We start from the raw sequence: 21,256 nt of genomic DNA on the forward strand, positions 1-21,256 counted from the left end.
CGTTACATTAACACCGTTGGATTAAAATCAATTGAGATTTGTAAGTCCTTTTGCATTTCTGCTTGATAATGTTCATTTACCATTTTGAGTACGTACTTTAAGTTTGGTTCCCGTTTGTATTTTATCATGCATTGATAACGATATCTATCTTTTATCCTTGGAATCGGCGACGCAACTGGACCTAAGACCATCGTTTGCCGCGAACAGTTTGCCCGTAAATAGCCGACAATTTTTTCTGTCACCTGCACTGCCTTTAATAACTCCGGATGCGATACAGTGACAAGTGCGACATAATAGTATGGTGGATATTGCCTCATTCTTCTCATTTGCATTTCCTGTTCAAAAAATAAATCATAGTTTTGGCCTTTTGCCAGCTCTATACTATAATGTTCCGGTGTATATGTTTGAATCACCACTTCTCCTGGCAAGTCGTGACGTCCGGCTCTGCCGCTAACTTGTGTTAATAGTTGATACGTTTTTTCGCTCGCCCTAAAATCCGGCAAATGAAGCATTGTATCAGCTGTTAGAACACCAACAAGCGTCACTTTCGGAAAATCTAATCCTTTTGCGATCATTTGTGTACCAAGTAAGATATCGGCTTTTTCTTCTCCAAATGCTTTTAATAGTTTTTCATGCATTCCCTTACGACTTGTTGTATCCACATCCATTCGAATCACTCGTGCCTCTGGGAATAATTTTGTTAATTCTTCTTCCACCTTTTGTGTTCCTGTACCAAAAAAACGAATATGCGAACTATTACATGCCGGACAAGCTGTTGGCATCTGTTCCTCATAACTACAATAGTGGCACTTTAAACGATAATTCATTTTATGATACGTAAGTGATATATCACAGTGAGGACATTGTACTACATAACCACAATCTCGGCACATCACAAATGTAGAATGTCCGCGGCGATTTAAGAAAAGCACCATTTGTTCCTTTTTCTTTAACCGATCAGCAATTTTTTCATGTAATGTTCTAGAGAACATAGAACGATTGCCATCGCGAAGTTCTTCACGCATATCTATAATATTTACCGTAGGCAATGCTTGCTCATTCATTCGCTTCTCCATCGTTAACAGCTCGTAAACACCTTTCTTCGCCCTAGCAAACGATTCAAGTGTCGGTGTGGCACTACCAAGCACGATTGGACAACAATGATATCGTCCTCTCCAAATTGCAACATCTCTAGCATGATATCTCGGATTATCCTCTTGCTTATAACTTGCTTCATGCTCTTCATCAATAATAATAATCCCTAAGTTTTCAAATGGAGCAAAAATCGCAGAACGTGCACCAACTACAACTTTTACTTCTTTTCTTAAAATTTTCCGCCACTCATCATATTTTTCTCCAACAGAAAGTGCGCTATGAAGAACCGCAACTTGCGAACCGAATCGCCCTTTGAAACGCTCTACCATTTGCGGTGTTAGGGCAATTTCCGGAACAAGTACAATCGCTTCTTTTCCTTTTTCTAATACCGCAGCGATTGACTGTAAATACACTTCTGTTTTTCCGCTTCCTGTGACTCCATATAGTAAAAATGATTTGTAAGTTTCATTTGTAATAGCTGACAAAATGGGTGTAATCACTTGCTTTTGTTCATCTGTTAATGGAAATGGTTTGGTCTTCTCAAAATCATCTTCATCATAAGGATTACGATATACCTCTATATATTTTTCAGACAATAAACCTTTTTTTACGAGCGATTTAATGGGAGCATCTGTTATTTGCAATTCTTCTTTCAATACTTTTAATGGTACAGTGTGGTAATTTTCCATAAAATAATATAGTATATCTTGTTGTTTTTTACTTTTCAATTCAAACGCCGCCGCTTCTAGTCCTTCCTCTTGTAATTCAGGCTGAACAACTCTTTGTTTTTTCTTTTGCACTTTATCCTTTACTTTATAAATTACTTCAACTGTACCGTTTGTAATTTCTTTTTGCACCATGCGATATAGCTGTGGCTGCGAAGCAACTTCTTCCCAATCTATTCTATCTTTCCCTTGAAATAAGTGATCTATTTCGGCGGAAACTTCATTCGGATTATGAAGCTGTAACAATTTCTTGTAAGTAGCTTTAATTGCAGTTGGAAGCATCACTTGAAAAGCAGAAATTGTATAGCATAACGTCTCTTCCGTAAGCCAAAAGCCAAGCTTTAGTAGCTCTTCATTTAGAACTGGTGTGACGTCTAATATTTCATGTAATGATTTTAATTTTTTAATTTCTACATCTACAGAGTCTTTTATGTCGATAATAAATCCTTGTAACTTTCGCGGTCCAAACGGAACAACGACTCGCATACCAGTTTGCACAATATCTTCCCACTTGTTAGGAATGATATAGTCAAACGGCCTATCTGTTTGACGGGCCGGCACATCAACAATTACACTCGCAAATTTCATATACAATCATCTTCTAACATCGATTCAATTTGCTTCAATATTTCATAAGCGACTTCCTTTTTCGATAAAAGTGGCAACTCAATCACATTCCCATCTTTTCTATACATGGTTACGATATTTGTATCTGTACCAAATCCTGCCCCTTGTGCTTTTACATCATTTGCAACAATCAGATCAGCATTCTTTTCACGTAATTTTCTCGTTGCATACTCTTCAATATTTTTCGTTTCAGCAGCAAAGCCAACAAGCAATTGATGCTCTTTTCTCTCCCCCAATGTTTTTAAAATATCAGTTGTTCTTTCTAATTCAATGACAGCATCACCATCTTGTTTTTTCATCTTGTGATTATGCACAAATTTAGGGCGATAATCGGCAACAGCAGCTGTTTTTATGACAACATCCATTCCTGAATAATGTTGCAATACGGCCTCCAACATATCTTGTGCCGATTCCACTTGTATCGTTGTAACGTTTATAGGCGGTGTTAATGCTGTTGGTCCCGAAACAAGTATGACATCCGCTCCAAGATTTGCAGCAGCTTCAGCTATAGCATAGCCCATCTTCCCTGAAGAAAAATTTGTCATAAAACGAACTGGGTCTATCTTTTCACGAGTAGGACCAGCTGTTATTAATATTCTTTTTCCACGCAATGTTTTTCCGGCTGAAAACTGTTCTTCCAATCGTGCCATAATGACTTCAGGTTCTTCTAATCGCCCTTTCGCCACATAGCCGCATGCTAAAAAGCCTTCTCCAGGCTCAATAAATGTATATCCTAAATTTCGCAGTGTCCTCATGTTTTTTTGGACAATTGGATTTTCATACATGTGTACATTCATAGCTGGCGCAATCCAAACTGGTGCTGTAGTAGCTAATAATGTAGTAGTAATCATATCGTCTGCAATCCCATTTGCTAATTTTCCGATACAATTCGCTGTAGCTGGCGCAACTAATATCACATCTGCCCAATCAGCTAAATCAATATGAGCGATGACCGCACAATCCTTTTCGTCAAATGTATCTGTATATACATCATGGCGAGAAAGTGCTTGAAATGTAAGAGGTGTAACAAATTTCATCGCCGATTCACTCATTATAACCTTTACAAGCGCTCCTGCTTGTGTCAACTTACTCGTTAATGCTGCCGCTTTAAAAACGGCAATCCCCCCAGTTACACATAGAAGTATTTTTTTCCCTTTTAGCATATAACTCGTCCTCTTTCTTGTTCAAACTTATTCTACTGAAATACAACCATTTCAGTTCATCAAATGATATCATTTCATATTTCTTTCATTTCCTTATAAATTCCTATCGTAAAAAAATAACAACCTACTTGTAAATAGGTTGTTACCGTTACATAGAAAATTATAAAGTCTATGTTTTCATTTGTCGAAAAGAAAGTCTTACTCAGATACTTTCTCTTCGCTTGGCACGTAGTTTAATAATTCCGCATCAATTTCTTCTAATGCTTTCCCTACAAATTTATGAGAAACTGGTTTTTCAACAGCACAATCGTCCGCTAGTTGCATTTCACGAGCGCGCTTCGCTGCTACTGTTACTAATGTATACTTAGAGTCGATTTTTTTTAGTAATGAGTCAATTGATGGATTTAACATATTATATACCCTCCGTCATTTCCTTATAATATTGTGCTACTCTTTCGCGGCGACAATGTTCGCCAACCACAATTGCTTTAATTCGTTCACAAGCTAATTCAACTTTATCGTTTTCTACAACATAATCATAAGCGTCCATCATTTCAATTTCTTCTTTTGCTACAGTTAAACGATTTGCAATTACTTCTTCCGTCTCCGTACCACGCCCTACGATTCTATTTTTCAATTCCGATAGGCTCGGAGGTGCTAAGAAGATAAACACTCCTTCTGGGAATGCTTTCTTTACTTGCATTGCTCCTTGTACTTCAATTTCTAGAAATACATCTTTTCCTTCTGATAAAGTCTTTTCAACATAGTCAATCGGCGTTCCATAGTAATTTCCAACGAACTCTGCCCATTCAAGTAACTGGTCGTTACGAATCATTTCTTCAAATTCTTCTCTTTCTTTAAAGAAATAATCTATACCATCTATTTCACCCTCACGTGGTTTACGAGTCGTTACTGAAATAGAGTAATGAAATTGTGTATCTTTATGACTGAACAATTCTTTACGAACTGTTCCTTTTCCAACGCCCGAAGGTCCTGAAAGAACAATGAGCAACCCTCTTCTACTTCTCATAAATATGTAAAACCTACCCTTCCTCACTTAAATCTTCTTTATTATTTAAACGATGTGCAATCGTTTCTGGTTGAATTGGACTTAGTACAACATGTCCATCATCCATAACAATAACCGCCCTTGTTTTCCTCCCATACGTAGCATCAAGTAGTGCATTATGCTCACGCGCTTCCTGTACCGTTCGTTTAATAGGAGCTGATTCCGGACTTACAATAGCAATAATTCGATGAGCAGATACGATATTTCCATATCCAATATTTAAAAATCGCATGGCCATAATTTGTGCCTCCTCGTAAGTCTATCCGATTTCTCTACCACGTATAACTTTATATCTTTTTTGACAGCTATTCAATATTTTGTACCTGTTCACGAATTTTTTCAAGGTTATTTTTCATTTCCACGACATATTTTGAAATCGTTAAGTCGTTTGCCTTAGAACCAATTGTATTAATTTCCCGGTGCATTTCCTGTACAATGAAGTCCATTTTTCTGCCAACAGGCTCCTGTAGTTCGAGTGCCTCGCGAAATTGGTCTAAGTGACTTTGCAATCTGACTAATTCTTCATGAATATCCGAGCGCTCTGCAAACATTGCCACTTCTGTAAGCACTCGTTGTTCCTCTAAATCTTGGCTATGTATTTCTTTTAAGCGATTTTCTAATCGTTCACGATATCTTTGAACAACAATTGGTGCGTGCGGAATAATTGCATTCACACAATTGTGAATCTCTTGTAAACGATGTGCTATATCTTTATGTAATCGTTCTCCTTCGCCGTCTCTCATTGTTTTTAACATATGCGTAGCTTGGCGAACAGCCTCATATAAACTATGCTCAAATTGTTCATTTACATTTTCCACTTCTTCAATCGCCGTTACTTCTGGCATTGTCATTAATTGTTGTAGGGTAATAGAATCCTGTAATTGAAATTTCATTTTTACATCTTCCATAATGGATTTATATTGATCGAGAAGCGACCAATTCACACTTAATTTTCTTTCTACAAGTCCTTCCCCAGTAATACTAATAGACACTTCAATACGTCCGCGTCGAACTTTCTCCGCAATAATTTTACGAATTTTATCTTCGAAAACCATCATTTGTTTCGGAAGTCGAATGTTCATCTCTAAAAAGCGATGGTTCACTGACTTCATTTCTACTGTAATTTGAAAGGCATCCTTTTCTACTTTCGCCCTTCCAAAACCTGTCATACTAGAAATCATCTTTATCACATCCAAGCCATGAAATAACTCAATGAAAAAGGTAATAGAGATATCACTCTACTACCTTTTGTAAATTATATCACATTTTCATTTCATTGACTATTTCAAGTTTAACCCTTTCTTATATAACAATGACTTTTTCTTTTTCTCGTTATTTCCTGTCAATAACGAGCCTACTAATAAAAATGTTGGAATAGAGGATAACCCTACAATTAATAGCCAATCTCTTGCTTGAATTGGCAATGTACTAAAGATTGGTTGCAATGGCGGATAATAAATGACCACAAGCATCAATAGGATGGAAACAATGACCGCACCAACTAAATATATATTTCCAAACGGATTTCGGTGGAACACAGAGTGTTCACTACGACAGTCAAATACATGAATAAGCTGCGCTAACACAAGCGTCGCAAATGCTACTGTTTGTGCATATTTTAATTCATTCGGATGTTGATTATAAGCAATAATAAATGCTAATAAAGTAACTGCTCCAATTAAAAATCCTCGACTGACAATTTTCCATGCAAGTCCTCTTGCAAATACTCCTTCTTTCGGATGTCTTGGATTTCGTTTCATCACATCCCCTTCAGGAGCATCCAACCCTAATGCCATCGCTGGTAACCCATCCGTTACTAAATTCACCCATAAAATTTGAATCGGAACCATCGGAAGAGGTAGCGCAAGCAACATCGCAAATAACATCACTAAAATTTCTCCAACATTTGATGCTAATAAATATCGAATAAATTTCCGAATGTTTTCGTATATATTTCTTCCCTCTTTAATAGCTGCTTTAATAGTAGCAAAGTTATCATCTAACAATACAAGAGAAGAGGCTTCTTTTGCCACATCCGTTCCCGTCATTCCCATTGAAATTCCAATATCCGCAGCTTTAATAGCTGGTGCATCATTTACTCCATCTCCTGTCATCGCTACAATATGTCCTTTATTTTGAAGTGCTTTCACAATTTTTAATTTATGCTCTGGAGAAACACGGGCAAACACATACGTATCTTCCACAATATCCTCCAGTTCGTCTACTGTCATATTCGCAAGTTCTACCCCTTCTATCACGCGACCGTTCCGTGGTAAAATCCCTAGTTCTTCAGCAATAGCCATTGCTGTTACTTTATGATCCCCTGTAATCATTACGGTTTTAATGCCTGCTTCTTTACATTCCTGTACAGCCTGCTTAACTTCAGGTCTTGGTGGATCGATCATTCCTTGAATTCCAACAAGCATAAAATCTTTCTCTATTTCTTGTTCATCATGAATTGGATCTGTTACTTTTAATGGTTTAAAAGCAACAGCAATGGTTCTAAGTGCTTGACTTCCAAGGCTATGAATTGCTGCTTGCACTTCCTTACGATACAACTCACTGAAAGGCTGTTGTTTATTCCCCCATAAAATCGTTTGACTCTTTTGTAAAAGCACGTCTGGAGCACCTTTTGTCACGACAAACTTCTTGCCATCACGATCGCGAACAATGATACTCATCATCTTACGAGTGGAATCAAAAGGAAACTCGTGAATAATTTCAAAATTCCCTTTTAATGCTTCTCGAGAGATTCCAGCCTTCATAGCTACTGCAACAAGAGCTCCTTCTGTTGGATCTCCATCTAACACATATTCTTTCTTCTTTTTCACAATTCGGGCATGATTGCATAGACAGCCAAATGTTAATAATTGATACAAAGATTTTGTATTTTCTGGATCAATCTTCTCTTCACCTTTCATAAAAGATCCTGTTGGCTCATATCCTTTCCCAGTAACCTTCCATAATTCACCACCTGACCACATATGCGTTACCATCATTTTATTTTGCGTCATCGTCCCTGTTTTGTCGGAACAAATCACCGAAGCACACCCTAGCGTTTCCACCGCTGGCAATTTGCGTACAATAGCCTTTTTCTTAATCATGCGCTGTACGCCAAGCGATAAAGCAACTGTAACAATAGCTGGTAACCCTTCCGGAATTGCTGCAACGGCAAGCGACACTCCCGCTAAAAACATATGATAGACTTCATTTCCTTGATATACACCAGCCAATACAACAAGCGCTGTTAAAATAAGCGCAACAACAATTAAAATCTTTCCAAGTTGTTCTAATCTTCTTTGTAAAGGTGTTTCCATCGGTTCTGCATTTTGCAACATATTTGCAATCTGCCCCATAGCTGTATTCATACCCGTTGCGACTACAACTCCTATTCCAGACCCTCTCGTAATCATCGTTCCCATAAACGCTATATTTTTTTGATCACCAATTGCGACATCTTGCCCACTTAATGCTTCTACTTTCTTTTGAACAGGCACAGATTCCCCTGTTAATGCAGATTCTTCAATATATAAACTCGATGTTTCAACAAGGCGAACGTCTGCACCAATACGATCGCCGCTAGAAAACCTAATAATATCTCCAAGAACAAGTGCCTTAGACGGTGCTTTTATCCATTTTCCATTTCGTAAAACTGTCGCTTGCGGGGCGGCTAACTCTTTTAATGCCTCCAATGATTTTTCAGCTTTTCTCTCTTGAAAAAAGCCGAGAATTCCATTGAGAATAACGATTGCGACAATTGCGATTGAATCGATATATTCTCCCAAAAAGGCAGAAATGATTGTCGCTCCAAACAATACAAGAACCATAAAATCTTTAAACTGAGCTAGAAATACAAGAAATGCAGAAGGCCGCTTTGCTTCCTGTAACTCATTTGGCCCAAACTTCTTTAGACGTCCTTCTGCTTCTTGTTCTGAAAGGCCTGTCTTCACATTCGTATTCGTTCTCTCCTCCACTTCATGCGCACGCATTTCATACCAATTCATTTCGCTATCGACCTCCTGATTGCAGACATGCTCTAATGAAAGCTTATTCAGCCTCGTCCAAAAAAATGCTATAATTAATATTTAGTTAGAAAGGAGTGTTCATCATGGCATTCGATGGATTATTTACAAGAGCGATTACGCATGAGATTTCAAATTCTCTGCAAACGGGGAGAATTTCAAAAATATATCAACCTTCAAAATATGAAATTTTATTACATATTCGCGCGCATGGAAAAAATCAAAAATTAATTCTGTCTGCTCATCCGACATATGCTCGTATGCATATAACAACACAAAATTATGATTCACCAGCATTACCACCCATGTTTTGCATGTTACTTCGCAAACATTTGGAGGGAGGATTTATTGAAAAAATCGAGCAAATCGATTTAGAACGAATTATTCAAATTACTGTCCGTAGCCGTAATGAAATTGGCGATGAATCACTAAAAACATTAATCATTGAAATAATGGGGCGCCATAGTAACATCATTTTGGTAGACGAAAAAACAAATATGATTTTAGATAGTTTGAAACACGTTTCTTTAGCAGTAAATCGTCATCGCACTGTATATGCTGGAGCTGAATACGTTGCACCACCAGCACAACATAAAATCAATCCACTATACATTGAAACAGAAGAAGAATTGATTCGGCCGCTGGACTTCCTATCTGGAAATATGGATCAACAACTTGTCGGAGCTTTCATGGGAATTTCTCCACTATTTGCAAAAGAAGTGGTCAAAAAAGCTGGTATGGTAAATGAAAAAGCAGTATCCGAAGCTTTCTTCAGCTTACAAAAGCCATTAAAAGAACATCAATATATACCAACAATGATTACTGCGAACGGAAAAGAGTTCTTTTATCTATTTCCACTTTCTCATTTGCAAGGAACTGAAAAGACTTTCTTATCCATTAGTGAATTATTAGATCGATTCTTCTTTGGTAAAGCAGAACGAGATCGCGTCAAACAACAAGCTCATGATTTAGAGCGATTTATGCATAATGAGAAGGCGAAAAATGAAAAGAAATTAATCAAGCTAAAAAGAACATTACAAGATGCTGGAAAAGCGGATAAATATCAATTGTTTGGAGAGCTTTTAACAGCGAATATATACGCGATCAAAAAAGGTGACAAAGAAGTGGAAGTTATAAACTATTACGATGAAAATGGCGGAACAGTAACGATTACATTAGATCCATTTAAAACACCTTCAGAAAATGCACAGCGCTATTTCCAAAAGTATCAAAAAGCAAAAAATTCTGTGGCAATTGTCAAAGAACAAATTGAAAAAACAAAGGAAGAGATTCTCTATTTTGACAGCTTACTTCAACAAATGGACGCCGCCTCTTCAAAAGATATCGAAGAAATTCGTGAAGAACTAGCTGAAGAAGGATACCTTCGTAACCGCAAAGCGAAACATGTAAAGAAAAAGCCAACAAAACCATTATTAGATAAATATATTGCAAGTGATGGAACCGAAATTTTAGTTGGCAAAAACAATAAACAAAATGACTATTTGACGACAAAATTTGCGCGTCGTGATGAAATCTGGTTACACACGAAAGATATACCAGGTTCTCACGTGGTCATTCGCTCTGTAGAACCGTCGGAAGAAACATTACTAGAAGCTGCGAAAATTGCAGCGTATTACAGTAAAGCGAAAAATTCTAGTTCAGTTCCTGTAGATTTCACGAAAATTCGCCACGTCAAAAAACCAAGTGGTGCAAAGCTTGGGTTTGTTACATATGATCATCAACAAACACTATATGTAACGCCTGATGCTGACACTGTAATGAAATTAAAAGCTTAAATATACAAAAATGCGCTGCTTATAAGCAACGCATTTTTGTATTCCTTTCCATTACCTCCTCTCCCCATTAACTAATTCATAATATCTTTCGTTTCTCACTTTATATATCGGCAAAAAGATTGACAGTATGTATATACAGTGCAATTCAAGTCAATGTTTTTCATCCTTCACTGATTAAAGTTTCACCTTATCTCAAACTGTTCCTTTAAATCAATACGTATCAGCTGGGACATTAAGTATCGTTGGCGTTATTACTGGTTTAGACGGATCCGGTTTTTCAGGCATTTCTCTTGCTGGATCGATTGCAAACCTTTTCGGCACAGCACTTGGTCATGGAACAACTACATTAACAGCACTTGGACCAATCGCTACAATATGGACTTGGGGGCAGTGCTTTAATTCCTTGGGCGCTTATTCCTGCCGCTGCGATTTGTAAAGTCGATCCGTTTGAACTTACATGCCGAAACTTTTTACCAGTTGCAATTGGCTTAATTGTCAACACGATCGTTGCGATGTTTATTCTATAACGTAAGCAAGCATTCTCTTGCCTACGTTTTTTTATTATAAAATTCATCATAAATTACTGACTTGCAAAAGGGATTATTTATATGTTAGCGAAATTATATTAAGAGAGTATTTATTTTAAAGCGTTTACGAAAAACAGATTACTTCAATTCGAAAAGGAGACGTAATTATGAATGAATTGATTTTCGTCTTATTAATTTGTCCATTCCTTATCTTTATCGTTTCTGTTATGGGAACACGTAGAACGAAAACATATTACGTAATGCCCATTGTAACGTTTGCTAGCTTTTTAATAATAGGTGTTATCTCCTTTACTCCAAAATTTTTCTTTTGGGTTGGCATGTACAGCATCTTCTCATTTATTATTTCTTACATGACCCTCTTGTTTGTAAGAGGATATGAAATTGCGGAAAGTGCTAAGTAGTTATTAATCAGGAATTGGTAAAGATAATGAGAAACAACAAATTGAAAAATTTAACACTTCGAAATGAAAGATTGCTATTATTGGCAATCGATTAGAGACTGATGCAATGAGTAGTACAGCAGTTAGAAGGCAAGAAATATAGTTAAATCGGGATAACTCGCAACTCAAGTGCGATGCTCCTACTATATCTTCTTTACATGAAGTTTTAACGATGATAAAAAACGACCGCGTTCCCCGCAGTCGTTCTTTTCGTGTTACGCTGTAATCCAAGCCTCGTCAGCTGGATTTTTGCGCCATTCTTGCAGTTTTTTCATTTCAGCTTGTCCAATCATACCTTTTTCTTCCGCCACTTGAGTTAATGTGCTATAGTCGCTTAAAGAATATGACGCTACATTAGCTGCCGCTAGTTTTTCTTTTCCTGCTTCAAGCTCATATGTGAAGATTGATACGATTCCTAATACTTCACAACCTGCCTCACGAAGCGCTTCTACGCAAGTAATCGCACTACCACCAGTTGAAATAAGATCTTCTACTACAACTACTTTTTGACCTTTTTCCGCTTTTCCTTCAATTTGGTTTCCTTTACCGTGACCTTTTGCTTTACTACGTACGTAGCACATTGGTAAATTCATACGATCGCTTACCCATGCAGCATGGGCAATACCAGCAGTTGCTGTTCCTGCAATAACTTCTACAGTTGGGAAGTGTTCTTTAATTAATTCCTCTAATCCCGCCGCAATTGCTTGACGTACTTTTGGGTACGATAAAGTTAGGCGATTATCACAATAAATTGGCGATTTCATACCAGAAGACCAAGTGAATGGATCATTTGGTTGTAAAAATACTGCTCCAATTTCTAATAAATGCGATGCGATTTCTTTTTTCATACTGTTACACCTTCCCACTGTTGTTTTACTGTTTGATATGCTTCAAGCGGATTTTCTGCTTTTGTAATACTACGTCCAACCACAATGTAACTTGAACCAAGTTCTCTTGCACGTTTAGGTGTTGCTACGCGCACTTGGTCATTCACATCATCGCTTGCAAGACGAATCCCCGGTGTTACTGTTACAAATTCGTCTCCGCATACTTCACGTAACTTTGGTACTTCCAACGTTGAACATACAACGCCATCAAGTCCACTTTCTTTCGTTAATTTTGCGTAATGAGCAACCGCTTCTTCTAACGTTTTCTCAATGCCAATCTCTTTTTTCATCATAACTTCCGAAGTACTTGTTAATTGTGTAACTGCAATACAAATCGGTCTCTCTTTTCCTTCTTGCTTACCTTCCTCTAATCCCTCAAGCGCTGCTTTCATCATACTGCTCCCCCCAGCAGCATGAACATTTACCATGTCAACATCTAGACTAGCTAGGCTGCGCATAGCGCTTTTTACTGTATTTGGAATATCATGAAGTTTTAAATCTAGAAATATTTTATGTCCTTTTTCTTTTAAGTACGTAATAATTGCTGGGCCTTCTTTATAAAACAATTCCATACCCACTTTGACAAATAACTCTTCCCCTTCAAAGTGTTGTAAAAATTGTTCTACCTCTTTTTTCCCTGGAAAATCTAGTGCAACAATTAGCGACTTTGACATACTTGTTTCCAGCTCCTTCCTTGACATTCCGAAATGTGTCCAAATCCTAATTCATCTAATAACGATGGTAATTCCTCAATAATGGTTGGGCATACGAGCGGATCAACAAAGTTTGCTGTACCAACCGCAACTGCACTTGCACCAGCATAGAAGAATTCAATAACATCTTCTGCTGACTCAATACCACCCATTCCAATAATTGGAATATCAACCACTTGGCTTACTTCATGTACCATGCGAATTGCTACCGGTTTAATTGCAGGACCTGATAGTCCGCCTGTACGGTTTGCTAAAATTGGTTTTGCTGTTTTTAAATCTAGACGCATACCAAGCAATGTATTAATCATCGTTAACCCGTCCGCACCTGCATTTTCAATTGCCTTCGCAATCTCGACAATGTTTGTCACGTTCGGTGACAATTTCACATATACCGGCACTTCAGAAACCTCTTTTACTCGCTTCGTTAAATCAGCAGCAATTTCAGGATTTGTACCAAAAGCGATACCTCCCGTTTTTACATTGGGACAAGAAATATTTAATTCTAGTGCATGAACATTCGGTGCTTTTGAAATTTTCTTTGCTACTGCTACATAGTCTTCAACTTGTGAACCTGCAACATTCGCTATAATTGGAAGATCAAATTGTTCTAACCATGGTAATTCAGAGCCCATTACCTTTTCTAGCCCTGGATTTTGAAGCCCGATTGCATTTAACATACCACCTGGTGTTTCCGCCACACGTGGCGTCGGATTTCCATATCGTGGTTGTTCCGTCGTTGCTTTAATCATGATTGAGCCCAGTACATTTAAATCATAAAACTGAGCATATTCACGACCAAATCCGAAGCAACCAGATGCTGGGATGATTGGATTTTTTAATGATAATCCTGGTAATTCAACTTGTAATCTGTTCATAGTACAACCTCCCCGATTGGAAACACAGGTCCATCGCTGCACACTTTTTTATAAGAATGTCCGCTTGGATCTTCTTGTAAGTGACATACGCACGCGAAACATGCTCCAATCCCGCATCCCATACGTTCTTCTAGTGAAATGTAGGCTTTTTTCTCTTTATAACGCCCTTCTAATGCACGCAGCATTGCTAAAGGTCCACATGAGTATAAAATATCAAAGTCAATTCCATAGTTATCTATTACATCTGTTACAAACCCTTTTGTACCATGTGTACCATCAACGGTTGCAACATACGTATCACCAAGTTCTGCAAACTTTTCTTCATAGAAAACAACATCTTTCGTTTGAAATCCTAAGATGTGAATAACACGTACCCCTTTTGCAACAAGGCGTTGCGATAGCTCATAAAGTGGTGGCACACCAATTCCGCCTCCTACTAATAGAGCTGTTTGTCCAGCTTCTGCTTCTTCTACCGGAAATCCATGTCCGAGTGGTCCTAATACATCTACTAATTCACCTTGTTTTCTTTTTGCTAATGTTTTTGTTCCTTGTCCTTCCGCACGATATAGCATTGTAAATTCGTTTTTTTCTTGATCGACATTACAAATGCTAATTGGGCGGCGCAGAAGGGGGGTAATCCCCTCTGCTATCTTAATGTGTACGAACTGCCCTGGTTCGTTCATTTGCTGTACAAGATCACCTTGAAGCACTAATTCATAAATGTTTTTTGCGATTTCTGTTTGGTTAACGACGATCATATTTTGCTTTTGCATCATGCATGTACCACCTCGTGACGCGTTGTTGGCGCGATTTCTTTCATTGTGTGAGCTGAGAACGTCATAGATTCTAGTACTCGTAAAATTGCTCTTGTTGTATCAAGTGATGTTAAGCAAGCTACACCATTTTCCACAGATTCTCGACGAATGCGGAACCCATCACGCGCTGGTTGTTTTCCTTTTGTTAATGTGTTAATAACAAACTGTGCTTTTCCTTGACGAATAATATCAAGTAAGTTGTAATCTTCAGAGTCAATTTTATTTACAACTTGCACCGGAATGTTTTGCTCTGTTAACGATTTTGCTGTTCCTGCTGTTGCCAATAAGTTATAGCCAATTTCATGGAAGCGTCTTGCGATTTCAATCGCTTCTTCTTTATCTTTATCCGCAACTGTAATAATGACAGATCCATGTGTTGGAATGCTAATTCCCGCAGCAACTAATCCTTTATATAATGCTTTTTCAAGCGTTAAATCTTTCCCCATTACTTCCCCTGTCGATTTCATTTCAGGTCCTAATGTTGTATCAACAGAGCGCAGTTTTGCAAACGAGAATACTGGCGCTTTTACATATACTTCGTTATCTTCTGGGTGGTAACCAGTTTCATAACCTTGTTCTACAAGATTTTTACCTAAAATGACTTTCGTTGCGATGTTTGCCATTGGAACACCTGTAATCTTGCTTAAGAACGGTACTGTACGGCTCGCACGTGGGTTTACTTCAATGACATACACTTCATCTTTGAAGACTACAAATTGGATATTTAGTAATCCAACAATCTTTAATCCTCTTCCAAGTGCAATTGTATTTTCAATAATTTGTTCCTTCACTTTCGCTGATAGGCTTTGTGGAGGATATACTCCGATTGAATCACCAGAGTGAACACCAGCGCGTTCAATATGTTCCATAATACCGGGAATGTATACATTTTCACCGTCAGAAATTGCATCCACTTCAATTTCTTTCCCAACCATGTAGCGGTCAATTAATACCGGGTGATCTGCATGTACTTTTACTGCATTTTTCATATAGTGAAGCAGTTCTTCTTGACGATACACAATTTCCATTGCACGTCCACCAAGTACGTAAGATGGTCTTACGAGTACTGGATAGCCAATTTCTTCAGCAATTGCTACCGCTTGCTCTACTGTTGTTGCTGTTTTACCAACCGGTTGTGGAATACCAAGCTCTGTTAATGCTGCTTCGAACTTATCGCGGTCTTCAGCACGATCTAAATCTTCAAGAGATGTTCCTAAAATTTTCACACCGCGCTCTGCTAATTTTGCCGCTAAGTTAATCGCTGTCTGTCCACCGAATTGTACAATAACACCTTCTGGCTTCTCTAAATCAATGATGTGCATAACATCTTCAATTGTTAATGGTTCAAAGTACAATTTATCAGAAATACTGAAGTCTGTTGAAACTGTCTCTGGGTTATTATTCACAATAATTGCTTCGTAGCCAGCTTCTTTAATTGCCCATACAGAGTGAACTGTTGCATAGTCAAATTCAACCCCTTGACCGATGCGGATTGGTCCAGAACCTAGTACCATTACACTTTTACGCTCTGTAACGATTGATTCGTTCTCGTCACCATATGTGCTGTAGTAGTAAGGCGTTGCAGATTCGAATTCTGCTGCACAAGTATCTACCATTTTAAATACTGGCATGATGCCATTTTCTTTACGTGTAGCGTAAATTTCACATTCTGTTTTATTCCAAGCAGACGCAATGTAATGATCACTAAAGCCCATTTCTTTTGCTTCTCGTAATACTTCCATGTCACCAACATTCGCTTTTACTTTTCGTTCCATATTTACGATGTTTTCGATTTTTTGTAAGAAGAAGAAGTCCATTTCGCACCATTCGTGAATCTCTTCTTTCGTTACACCTTGGCGAATTGCTTCTGCCACAATAAACAGACGCTCATCATCCGCTTTTATAATACGTTTTTTCATTGTTTCTTTATCAAGTTCTTTTAAGTGATTTAGCTCTAGATGATAAATACCAAGTTCTAGAGAGCGAACGGCTTTTAATAATGATTCTTCTAAGTTACGTCCGATTGACATAACTTCACCCGTTGCTTTCATTTGTGTTCCAAGCGTTCTATTTGCTGATTCAAACTTGTCGAAAGGCCAGCGTGGAATTTTCGAAACAACATAGTCTAATGCTGGCTCAAAGCACGCATATGTTTTTTGTGTTACTGGGTTTACAATTTCATCTAATGTTAAACCGACTGCAATTTTTGCTGCTAATTTCGCAATTGGATATCCCGTCGCTTTTGATGCTAAGGCAGATGAACGACTTACACGTGGATTTACTTCAATTACATAGTATTGGAAGCTATACGGATCTAGTGCAAGCTGAACGTTACATCCCCCTTCAATTCCTAGTGCACGAATAATTCTTAATGACGTATTACGCAGCATCTGATATTCTCGATCGCTTAATGTTTGACTCGGTGCTACAACAATAGAATCCCCTGTGTGCACACCAACTGGGTCGATGTTTTCCATGTTACATACTACAATGGCATTGTCATTTGCATCACGCATTACTTCATATTCAATTTCTTTAAAGCCAGCGATGCTTTTTTCTAATAAACATTGTGTTACTGGGCTATGTTTCAAACCACTTGTTACAATTTCAATTAACTCTTCTTCGTTGTGGCAAATTCCACCGCCTGTTCCGCCTAACGTAAATGCTGGACGAACAATGACTGGATACCCAATCTCTTTAACAAATTCATATGCTTCATCAAGTGTATGGACAATTTCACTTGGTGGTGTTGGTTCGTTCAATTCTTGCATTAATGTACGGAATAAATCGCGATCTTCCGCTTGCTCAATTGCTGATAATTTCGTTCCTAAAATTTCAACTCCACACTCTTCAAGCACACCCGATTTGGCAAGTTCAACAGCCATATTTAATCCTGTTTGTCCGCCAAGTGTCGGCAAAATTGCATCTGGACGCTCTTTACGAATAATGCGACTTACAAATTCTAGTGTTAATGGCTCAATATATACTTTATCTGCTGTTGCAGTGTCCGTCATAATTGTTGCTGGGTTCGAGTTAACAAGGATTACTTTATAGCCTTCCTCTTTTAAAGATTGACAAGCTTGCGTTCCAGAGTAATCAAACTCCGCTGCTTGCCCAATTACAATTGGTCCTGATCCGATTACTAAAATTGTGTTAATGTCTAGGCGTTTTGGCATAACTCTTCCCCTTCTTTCTTAAAGTTTGCAATCATTGTTAAGAAATCTTCAAATAAGTCATTTGCATCTTCTGGTCCTGCTGATGCTTCTGGATGATATTGTACTGTAAATGCTGGAAACTTCTTATGACGAAGTCCTTCTACTGTTCCATCATTTAAAGCAACGTGTGTAATCTCAAGGTCTGTTCCTTTTACAGATTCCTCTTCTACTGCATACCCATGGTTTTGAGAAGTGATAGCTACTTTTCCAGTTTCAAGATGTTTTACTGGATGGTTTAATCCGCGGTGACCAAATTTTAATTTCACTGTATTTGCACCTGATGCCAAGGCAAATAGTTGATGCCCAAGGCAAATACCGAATAAAGGTACTTTTCCAATGATTCCTTTTAACATTTCAATCGCTTCTGGTACATCTTTTGGATCCCCAGGTCCGTTACTTAACATAATTCCATCTGGGCTTAAGCGTAAAATTTCTTCTGCCGATGTATTGTAAGGAACAACAATGACATCGCAATCACGCTTATTTAATTCGCGTAAAATACCGTGCTTCATTCCGAAATCAACAAGGACAACGCGGTAACCACGACCTGGGCTTGGATATGGATCTTTTGTTGATACACGCTTTACATGATCTGTAAATACTGTAGCTCTTAATTGACTGACAATATAATCTACATCGACATCCATATTACAAAGACGTCCGCGCATTGTTCCATATTGACGAATTTTTCTCGTTAATTTTCTCGTATCAATTCCTGATAATCCTGGAATATTTCGTTCTTTTAAATACTCATCTAACGAATTTTCATTACGGAAGTTCGATGGATGATCGCAAATTTCATTTACAATTAAACCGTGTACAGATGGTTGAATCGATTCAAAATCATCACGGTTAATACCATAGTTTCCGATCAATGGATACGTAAATGTTACGATTTGACCGCAGTATGATGGATCAGATAATGTTTCTTGGTATCCGGTCATACCAGTTGTAAATACAACTTCACCTGATTTTTCAATCTCTCCGCCGAATCCTTTTCCAATTAATACTGTTCCATCTTCTAAGATAAGCTGTCTTTTCATACTAATGCACTCTCCTTTTGCCATACGATCTTCCCGCCCACTAATGTCATAACTGGCCATCCTTGACACTTCCAGCCTGCAAATGGCGTATTTTTTCCTTTTGATAAGAATGTTGTTGGGTCAATTTTTTCTTCTTGTTCTAAATCAAGAATGGTAATATCAGCTGCTCTTCCTTCTTTTAGACGTCCTGTTTCTAAACCAAATGTATCTGCTGGCTTTTCTGTTAAGAATTGGATAAGCTGTTCTAATGTGATAATTCCTTTTTTCACAAGGTTTGTATATAGTAATGGGAACGCTGTTTCAAAACCAGTAATTCCAAATGGTGCTCTTTCAATGCCTTGTGCTTTTTCTTCTGCTGTATGCGGTGCATGATCCGTTGCAATGATGTCGATTGTTCCATCTAATAAACCTTCAATGAGTGCTTCTTGGTCTTCTCTTCCTCGAAGTGGTGGGTTCATTTTAAAGTTGGGATCAACAGATGGGATATCATCTTCACATAGCACTAAGTGGTGTGGTGTTACTTCTGCTGTTACTTTAATACCTGCACGTTTTGCATCACGAATTACTCGCACTGACCCTTTTGTACTTACGTGACAAACATGATAGTGACAATCTGCCGCTTCCGCTAGTAAAATGTCCCTGGCAATATGTACAGATTCACATACTGATGGGATACCGTTTAATCCATGTTTCTCAGAAAATTTCCCTTCATGTACACAACCTTTATTAATAAGCGTATTTTCTTCGCAATGGGCAACAACTGCCATATTTAATTTAGCTGCACGCTTCATAGCCGCTAACATCATACTTGCATCTTGTACGCCTACTCCATCATCAGTAAATGCGAATGCTCCAAGTTCTTTTAACGTTTCAAAGTCCGTCATTTCAGAACCTGCTTGACGCACTGTAATTGCACCATATGGCAGTACATTTACATGTGCTTTTTCCTGAATTCGTTTTTGTAAATCTTCCATATGCTCTTTACTATCTGGCACTGGGCGTGTATTTGGCATCGCACAAATTGTTGTAAAGCCCCCTTTTGCTGCTGCAAGTGTACCAGTTTCAATCGTTTCTTTATGTTCACCACCTGGTTCGCGAAGATGAACGTGTACATCTACTAATCCAGGTGCGATTAATTTTCCATTTACATCGATTACTTCAGCATTTTCAGCCGAAATATTTTTCGCTATTTTCGCAATTTTACCATCTTGTACAAGAAGATCTGTTGCCACGATTGTTCCTTCTTCATTTAAGTAACGTCCATTTTTAAACAAATAATTCATGTTTCATTCCTCCTAATACATTTGGTAATGCGCGTTTTAAAACAGCCATTCTTACGTAAACTCCATTTTCCATCTGTTTGAATATGCGAGAACGTTTACACTCAACAAGTTCACTTGCAATTTCTACATCACGATTTACTGGAGCCGGATGCATAATAATGCTTCCTTCTTTCATGCGTTCTTCTCGTTCCATTGTTAACCCATGGTTTTCATGATACTCTTTCATGATGTCTGTTTCATAATGATCATGACGCTCATGCTGTACACGAAGTAACATCATCACATCAACTTCTGGAATAAGTTCATCTAAGCTTCTATATGTTCCGAATGTATTTGTTTCATCTTTCCACTCTTCAGGACTAGCAAAGTAAATTGTTGCACCTAATTTCGTTAATGCTTCTGCATTCGAGCGTGCCACTCGGCTGTGACGAATGTCTCCTACAATCGCAATCTTTAATCCTTCAAATCTCCCAAACTCTTGTTTAATTGTTAGAAGATCTAACAAACATTGCGTCGGGTGATTTCCACATCCATCACCTGCATTTAAAATAGGGATATTTACTTTGTCTTTTAGCTCATCAAAGTAGCGATCTTGCTGATGGCGGATGACTACTGCTTTGGCTCCAATCGATTCTAGTGTTCTTATCGTATCGTATAACGTTTCTCCTTTTTGTACGCTAGAAGAATCTGCTGAGAAGTTTAATACTTCTAATCCCAATCTCTTCTCAGCAACCTCGAAGCTAAATCTTGTTCTCGTACTATTCTCAAAAAACAAGTTTGCTACAAATGTTTGCTCTGTCGCTTTTCTTTCTTTTCCATTCGCGAAATCTTCTGCATCTTTTAGGATTTCTGAAATTTCTTCCTTCGATAATTCACTCATCGTTAACAATTGGCTCATTGTCATCCCTCATCTTTCTGATTTTTATGATAACACCTTTTG

17 protein-coding genes and 2 pseudogenes are annotated in these 21,256 nt (G+C 38.0%); 4 read left to right on the forward strand and 15 right to left on the reverse strand.

The genetic code is table 11. From position 1 onward, the window contains the following. Positions 1-2: 2 nt before the first annotated feature. The 7 genes from priA to MR059_RS07470 form a co-directional block, all read right to left on the reverse strand. Positions 3-2,408 (reverse strand): primosomal protein N', encoded by a 2,406-nt coding sequence (priA, locus tag MR059_RS07440; protein ID WP_012094963.1) that lies wholly within the window; start codon positions 2,406-2,408, stop codon positions 3-5. Next, complete coding sequence (gene coaBC, locus MR059_RS07445) at positions 2,405-3,610, reverse strand: bifunctional phosphopantothenoylcysteine decarboxylase/phosphopantothenate--cysteine ligase CoaBC (protein WP_012094965.1); 1,206 nt, start codon at positions 3,608-3,610, stop codon at positions 2,405-2,407. Before coaBC ends, priA begins: the two co-directional genes overlap by 4 nt. A 198-nt stretch (positions 3,611-3,808) precedes the next feature. Next, positions 3,809-4,021 (reverse strand): DNA-directed RNA polymerase subunit omega, encoded by a 213-nt coding sequence (gene rpoZ / locus MR059_RS07450; protein WP_012094966.1) that lies wholly within the window; start codon positions 4,019-4,021, stop codon positions 3,809-3,811. A gap of 1 nt (position 4,022) precedes the next feature. After that, complete coding sequence (gene gmk, locus MR059_RS07455) at positions 4,023-4,640, reverse strand: guanylate kinase (RefSeq protein WP_012094967.1); 618 nt, start codon at positions 4,638-4,640, stop codon at positions 4,023-4,025. A gap of 13 nt (positions 4,641-4,653) precedes the next feature. Continuing rightward, entirely contained in the window at positions 4,654-4,917 is a 264-nt protein-coding gene (gene remA, locus MR059_RS07460) for an extracellular matrix/biofilm regulator RemA (protein ID WP_001251456.1), read from the reverse strand. A gap of 67 nt (positions 4,918-4,984) precedes the next feature. Further along, the gene (locus tag MR059_RS07465) at positions 4,985-5,860 is read right to left on the reverse strand and encodes a YicC/YloC family endoribonuclease (protein WP_012094968.1); all 876 of its coding nucleotides are present in this window, start codon (positions 5,858-5,860) and stop codon (positions 4,985-4,987) included. Between the two features lie 99 nt (positions 5,861-5,959). After that, positions 5,960-8,683, reverse strand: a complete 2,724-nt coding sequence (locus tag MR059_RS07470) for a calcium-translocating P-type ATPase, SERCA-type (RefSeq protein ID WP_012094969.1) — start codon at positions 8,681-8,683, stop codon at positions 5,960-5,962. A 104-nt stretch (positions 8,684-8,787) separates the two neighbouring features. Between MR059_RS07470 and MR059_RS07475 the strand changes: the two genes are divergently transcribed. The 4 genes and pseudogenes from MR059_RS07475 to MR059_RS07490 all read left to right on the forward strand — a co-directional run. Next, on the forward strand, positions 8,788-10,497 hold the full coding sequence (locus MR059_RS07475; protein ID WP_012094970.1) for an Rqc2 family fibronectin-binding protein: 1,710 nt from the start codon (positions 8,788-8,790) through the stop codon (positions 10,495-10,497). A 187-nt stretch (positions 10,498-10,684) separates the two neighbouring features. After that, positions 10,685-11,024 (forward strand): annotated as a pseudogene (locus MR059_RS07480) (MFS transporter); the annotation flags it as partial. A gap of 167 nt (positions 11,025-11,191) precedes the next feature. Next, positions 11,192-11,446, forward strand: coding sequence for a YbeF family protein (locus tag MR059_RS07485; RefSeq protein ID WP_012094971.1), 255 nt, complete (start codon positions 11,192-11,194; stop codon positions 11,444-11,446). Between the two features lie 54 nt (positions 11,447-11,500). Beyond that, positions 11,501-11,711 (forward strand): annotated as a pseudogene (locus tag MR059_RS07490) (hypothetical protein); the annotation flags it as partial. Here the strand turns inward: MR059_RS07490 and pyrE are convergent. From pyrE to MR059_RS07530, 8 genes are read right to left on the reverse strand one after another with little or no spacing between them, the layout of a single operon-like run. Further along, on the reverse strand, positions 11,701-12,333 hold the full coding sequence (gene pyrE, locus MR059_RS07495) for an orotate phosphoribosyltransferase (RefSeq protein WP_012094972.1): 633 nt from the start codon (positions 12,331-12,333) through the stop codon (positions 11,701-11,703). The pseudogene MR059_RS07490 and the gene pyrE overlap by 11 nt on opposite strands. Then, entirely contained in the window at positions 12,330-13,046 is a 717-nt protein-coding gene (gene pyrF, locus MR059_RS07500; RefSeq protein ID WP_012094973.1) for an orotidine-5'-phosphate decarboxylase, read from the reverse strand. The genes pyrE and pyrF overlap by 4 nt, the downstream gene beginning before the upstream one ends. Continuing rightward, positions 13,031-13,960 carry a dihydroorotate oxidase B catalytic subunit gene (gene pyrD / locus MR059_RS07505; protein WP_012094974.1) on the reverse strand — a complete coding sequence of 310 codons (930 nt, stop codon included), beginning with the start codon at positions 13,958-13,960 and terminating at the stop codon, positions 13,031-13,033. Before pyrD ends, pyrF begins: the two co-directional genes overlap by 16 nt. Further along, a complete protein-coding gene (pyrK, locus tag MR059_RS07510; RefSeq protein WP_242161692.1) occupies positions 13,957-14,736 on the reverse strand; it encodes a dihydroorotate oxidase B electron transfer subunit in 780 nt (259 codons plus the stop codon). The genes pyrD and pyrK overlap by 4 nt, the downstream gene beginning before the upstream one ends. Further along, positions 14,733-17,951, reverse strand: a complete 3,219-nt coding sequence (carB, locus tag MR059_RS07515; protein WP_012094976.1) for a carbamoyl-phosphate synthase large subunit — start codon at positions 17,949-17,951, stop codon at positions 14,733-14,735. Before carB ends, pyrK begins: the two co-directional genes overlap by 4 nt. Beyond that, positions 17,936-19,033, reverse strand: a complete 1,098-nt coding sequence (locus tag MR059_RS07520; protein WP_041809918.1) for a carbamoyl phosphate synthase small subunit — start codon at positions 19,031-19,033, stop codon at positions 17,936-17,938. The genes carB and MR059_RS07520 overlap by 16 nt, the downstream gene beginning before the upstream one ends. Further along, positions 19,030-20,316, reverse strand: a complete 1,287-nt coding sequence (gene pyrC, locus MR059_RS07525) for a dihydroorotase (protein ID WP_012094978.1) — start codon at positions 20,314-20,316, stop codon at positions 19,030-19,032. The genes MR059_RS07520 and pyrC overlap by 4 nt, the downstream gene beginning before the upstream one ends. Further along, positions 20,300-21,214, reverse strand: coding sequence for an aspartate carbamoyltransferase catalytic subunit (locus tag MR059_RS07530; RefSeq protein ID WP_012094979.1), 915 nt, complete (start codon positions 21,212-21,214; stop codon positions 20,300-20,302). Before MR059_RS07530 ends, pyrC begins: the two co-directional genes overlap by 17 nt. Positions 21,215-21,256: the final 42 nt, after the last annotated feature.

It is taken from the genome of Bacillus cereus group sp. BfR-BA-01522 (assembly GCF_022662635.1).
In the GTDB taxonomy this organism is placed as follows: domain Bacteria; phylum Bacillota; class Bacilli; order Bacillales; family Bacillaceae_G; genus Bacillus_A; species Bacillus_A cytotoxicus.

Excerpts from the sequence above, each read along its gene's own strand:
- priA (WP_012094963.1), bottom strand. The coding sequence starts at position 2,408 with ATGAAATTTGCGAGTGTAATTGTTGATGTGCCGGCCCGTCAAACAGAT.
- coaBC (WP_012094965.1), bottom strand. The coding sequence starts at position 3,610 with ATGCTAAAAGGGAAAAAAATACTTCTATGTGTAACTGGGGGGATTGCC.
- rpoZ (WP_012094966.1), bottom strand. The coding sequence starts at position 4,021 with ATGTTAAATCCATCAATTGACTCATTACTAAAAAAAATCGACTCTAAG.
- gmk (WP_012094967.1), bottom strand. The coding sequence starts at position 4,640 with ATGAGAAGTAGAAGAGGGTTGCTCATTGTTCTTTCAGGACCTTCGGGC.
- remA (WP_001251456.1), bottom strand. The coding sequence starts at position 4,917 with ATGGCCATGCGATTTTTAAATATTGGATATGGAAATATCGTATCTGCT.
- MR059_RS07465 (WP_012094968.1), bottom strand. The coding sequence starts at position 5,860 with ATGATTTCTAGTATGACAGGTTTTGGAAGGGCGAAAGTAGAAAAGGAT.
- MR059_RS07470 (WP_012094969.1), bottom strand. The coding sequence starts at position 8,683 with ATGAATTGGTATGAAATGCGTGCGCATGAAGTGGAGGAGAGAACGAAT.
- MR059_RS07475 (WP_012094970.1), top strand. The coding sequence starts at position 8,788 with ATGGCATTCGATGGATTATTTACAAGAGCGATTACGCATGAGATTTCA.
- MR059_RS07485 (WP_012094971.1), top strand. The coding sequence starts at position 11,192 with ATGAATGAATTGATTTTCGTCTTATTAATTTGTCCATTCCTTATCTTT.
- pyrE (WP_012094972.1), bottom strand. The coding sequence starts at position 12,333 with ATGAAAAAAGAAATCGCATCGCATTTATTAGAAATTGGAGCAGTATTT.
- pyrF (WP_012094973.1), bottom strand. The coding sequence starts at position 13,046 with ATGTCAAAGTCGCTAATTGTTGCACTAGATTTTCCAGGGAAAAAAGAG.
- pyrD (WP_012094974.1), bottom strand. The coding sequence starts at position 13,960 with ATGAACAGATTACAAGTTGAATTACCAGGATTATCATTAAAAAATCCA.
- pyrK (WP_242161692.1), bottom strand. The coding sequence starts at position 14,736 with ATGATGCAAAAGCAAAATATGATCGTCGTTAACCAAACAGAAATCGCA.
- carB (WP_012094976.1), bottom strand. The coding sequence starts at position 17,951 with ATGCCAAAACGCCTAGACATTAACACAATTTTAGTAATCGGATCAGGA.
- MR059_RS07520 (WP_041809918.1), bottom strand. The coding sequence starts at position 19,033 with ATGAAAAGACAGCTTATCTTAGAAGATGGAACAGTATTAATTGGAAAA.
- pyrC (WP_012094978.1), bottom strand. The coding sequence starts at position 20,316 with ATGAATTATTTGTTTAAAAATGGACGTTACTTAAATGAAGAAGGAACA.
- MR059_RS07530 (WP_012094979.1), bottom strand. The coding sequence starts at position 21,214 with ATGAGCCAATTGTTAACGATGAGTGAATTATCGAAGGAAGAAATTTCA.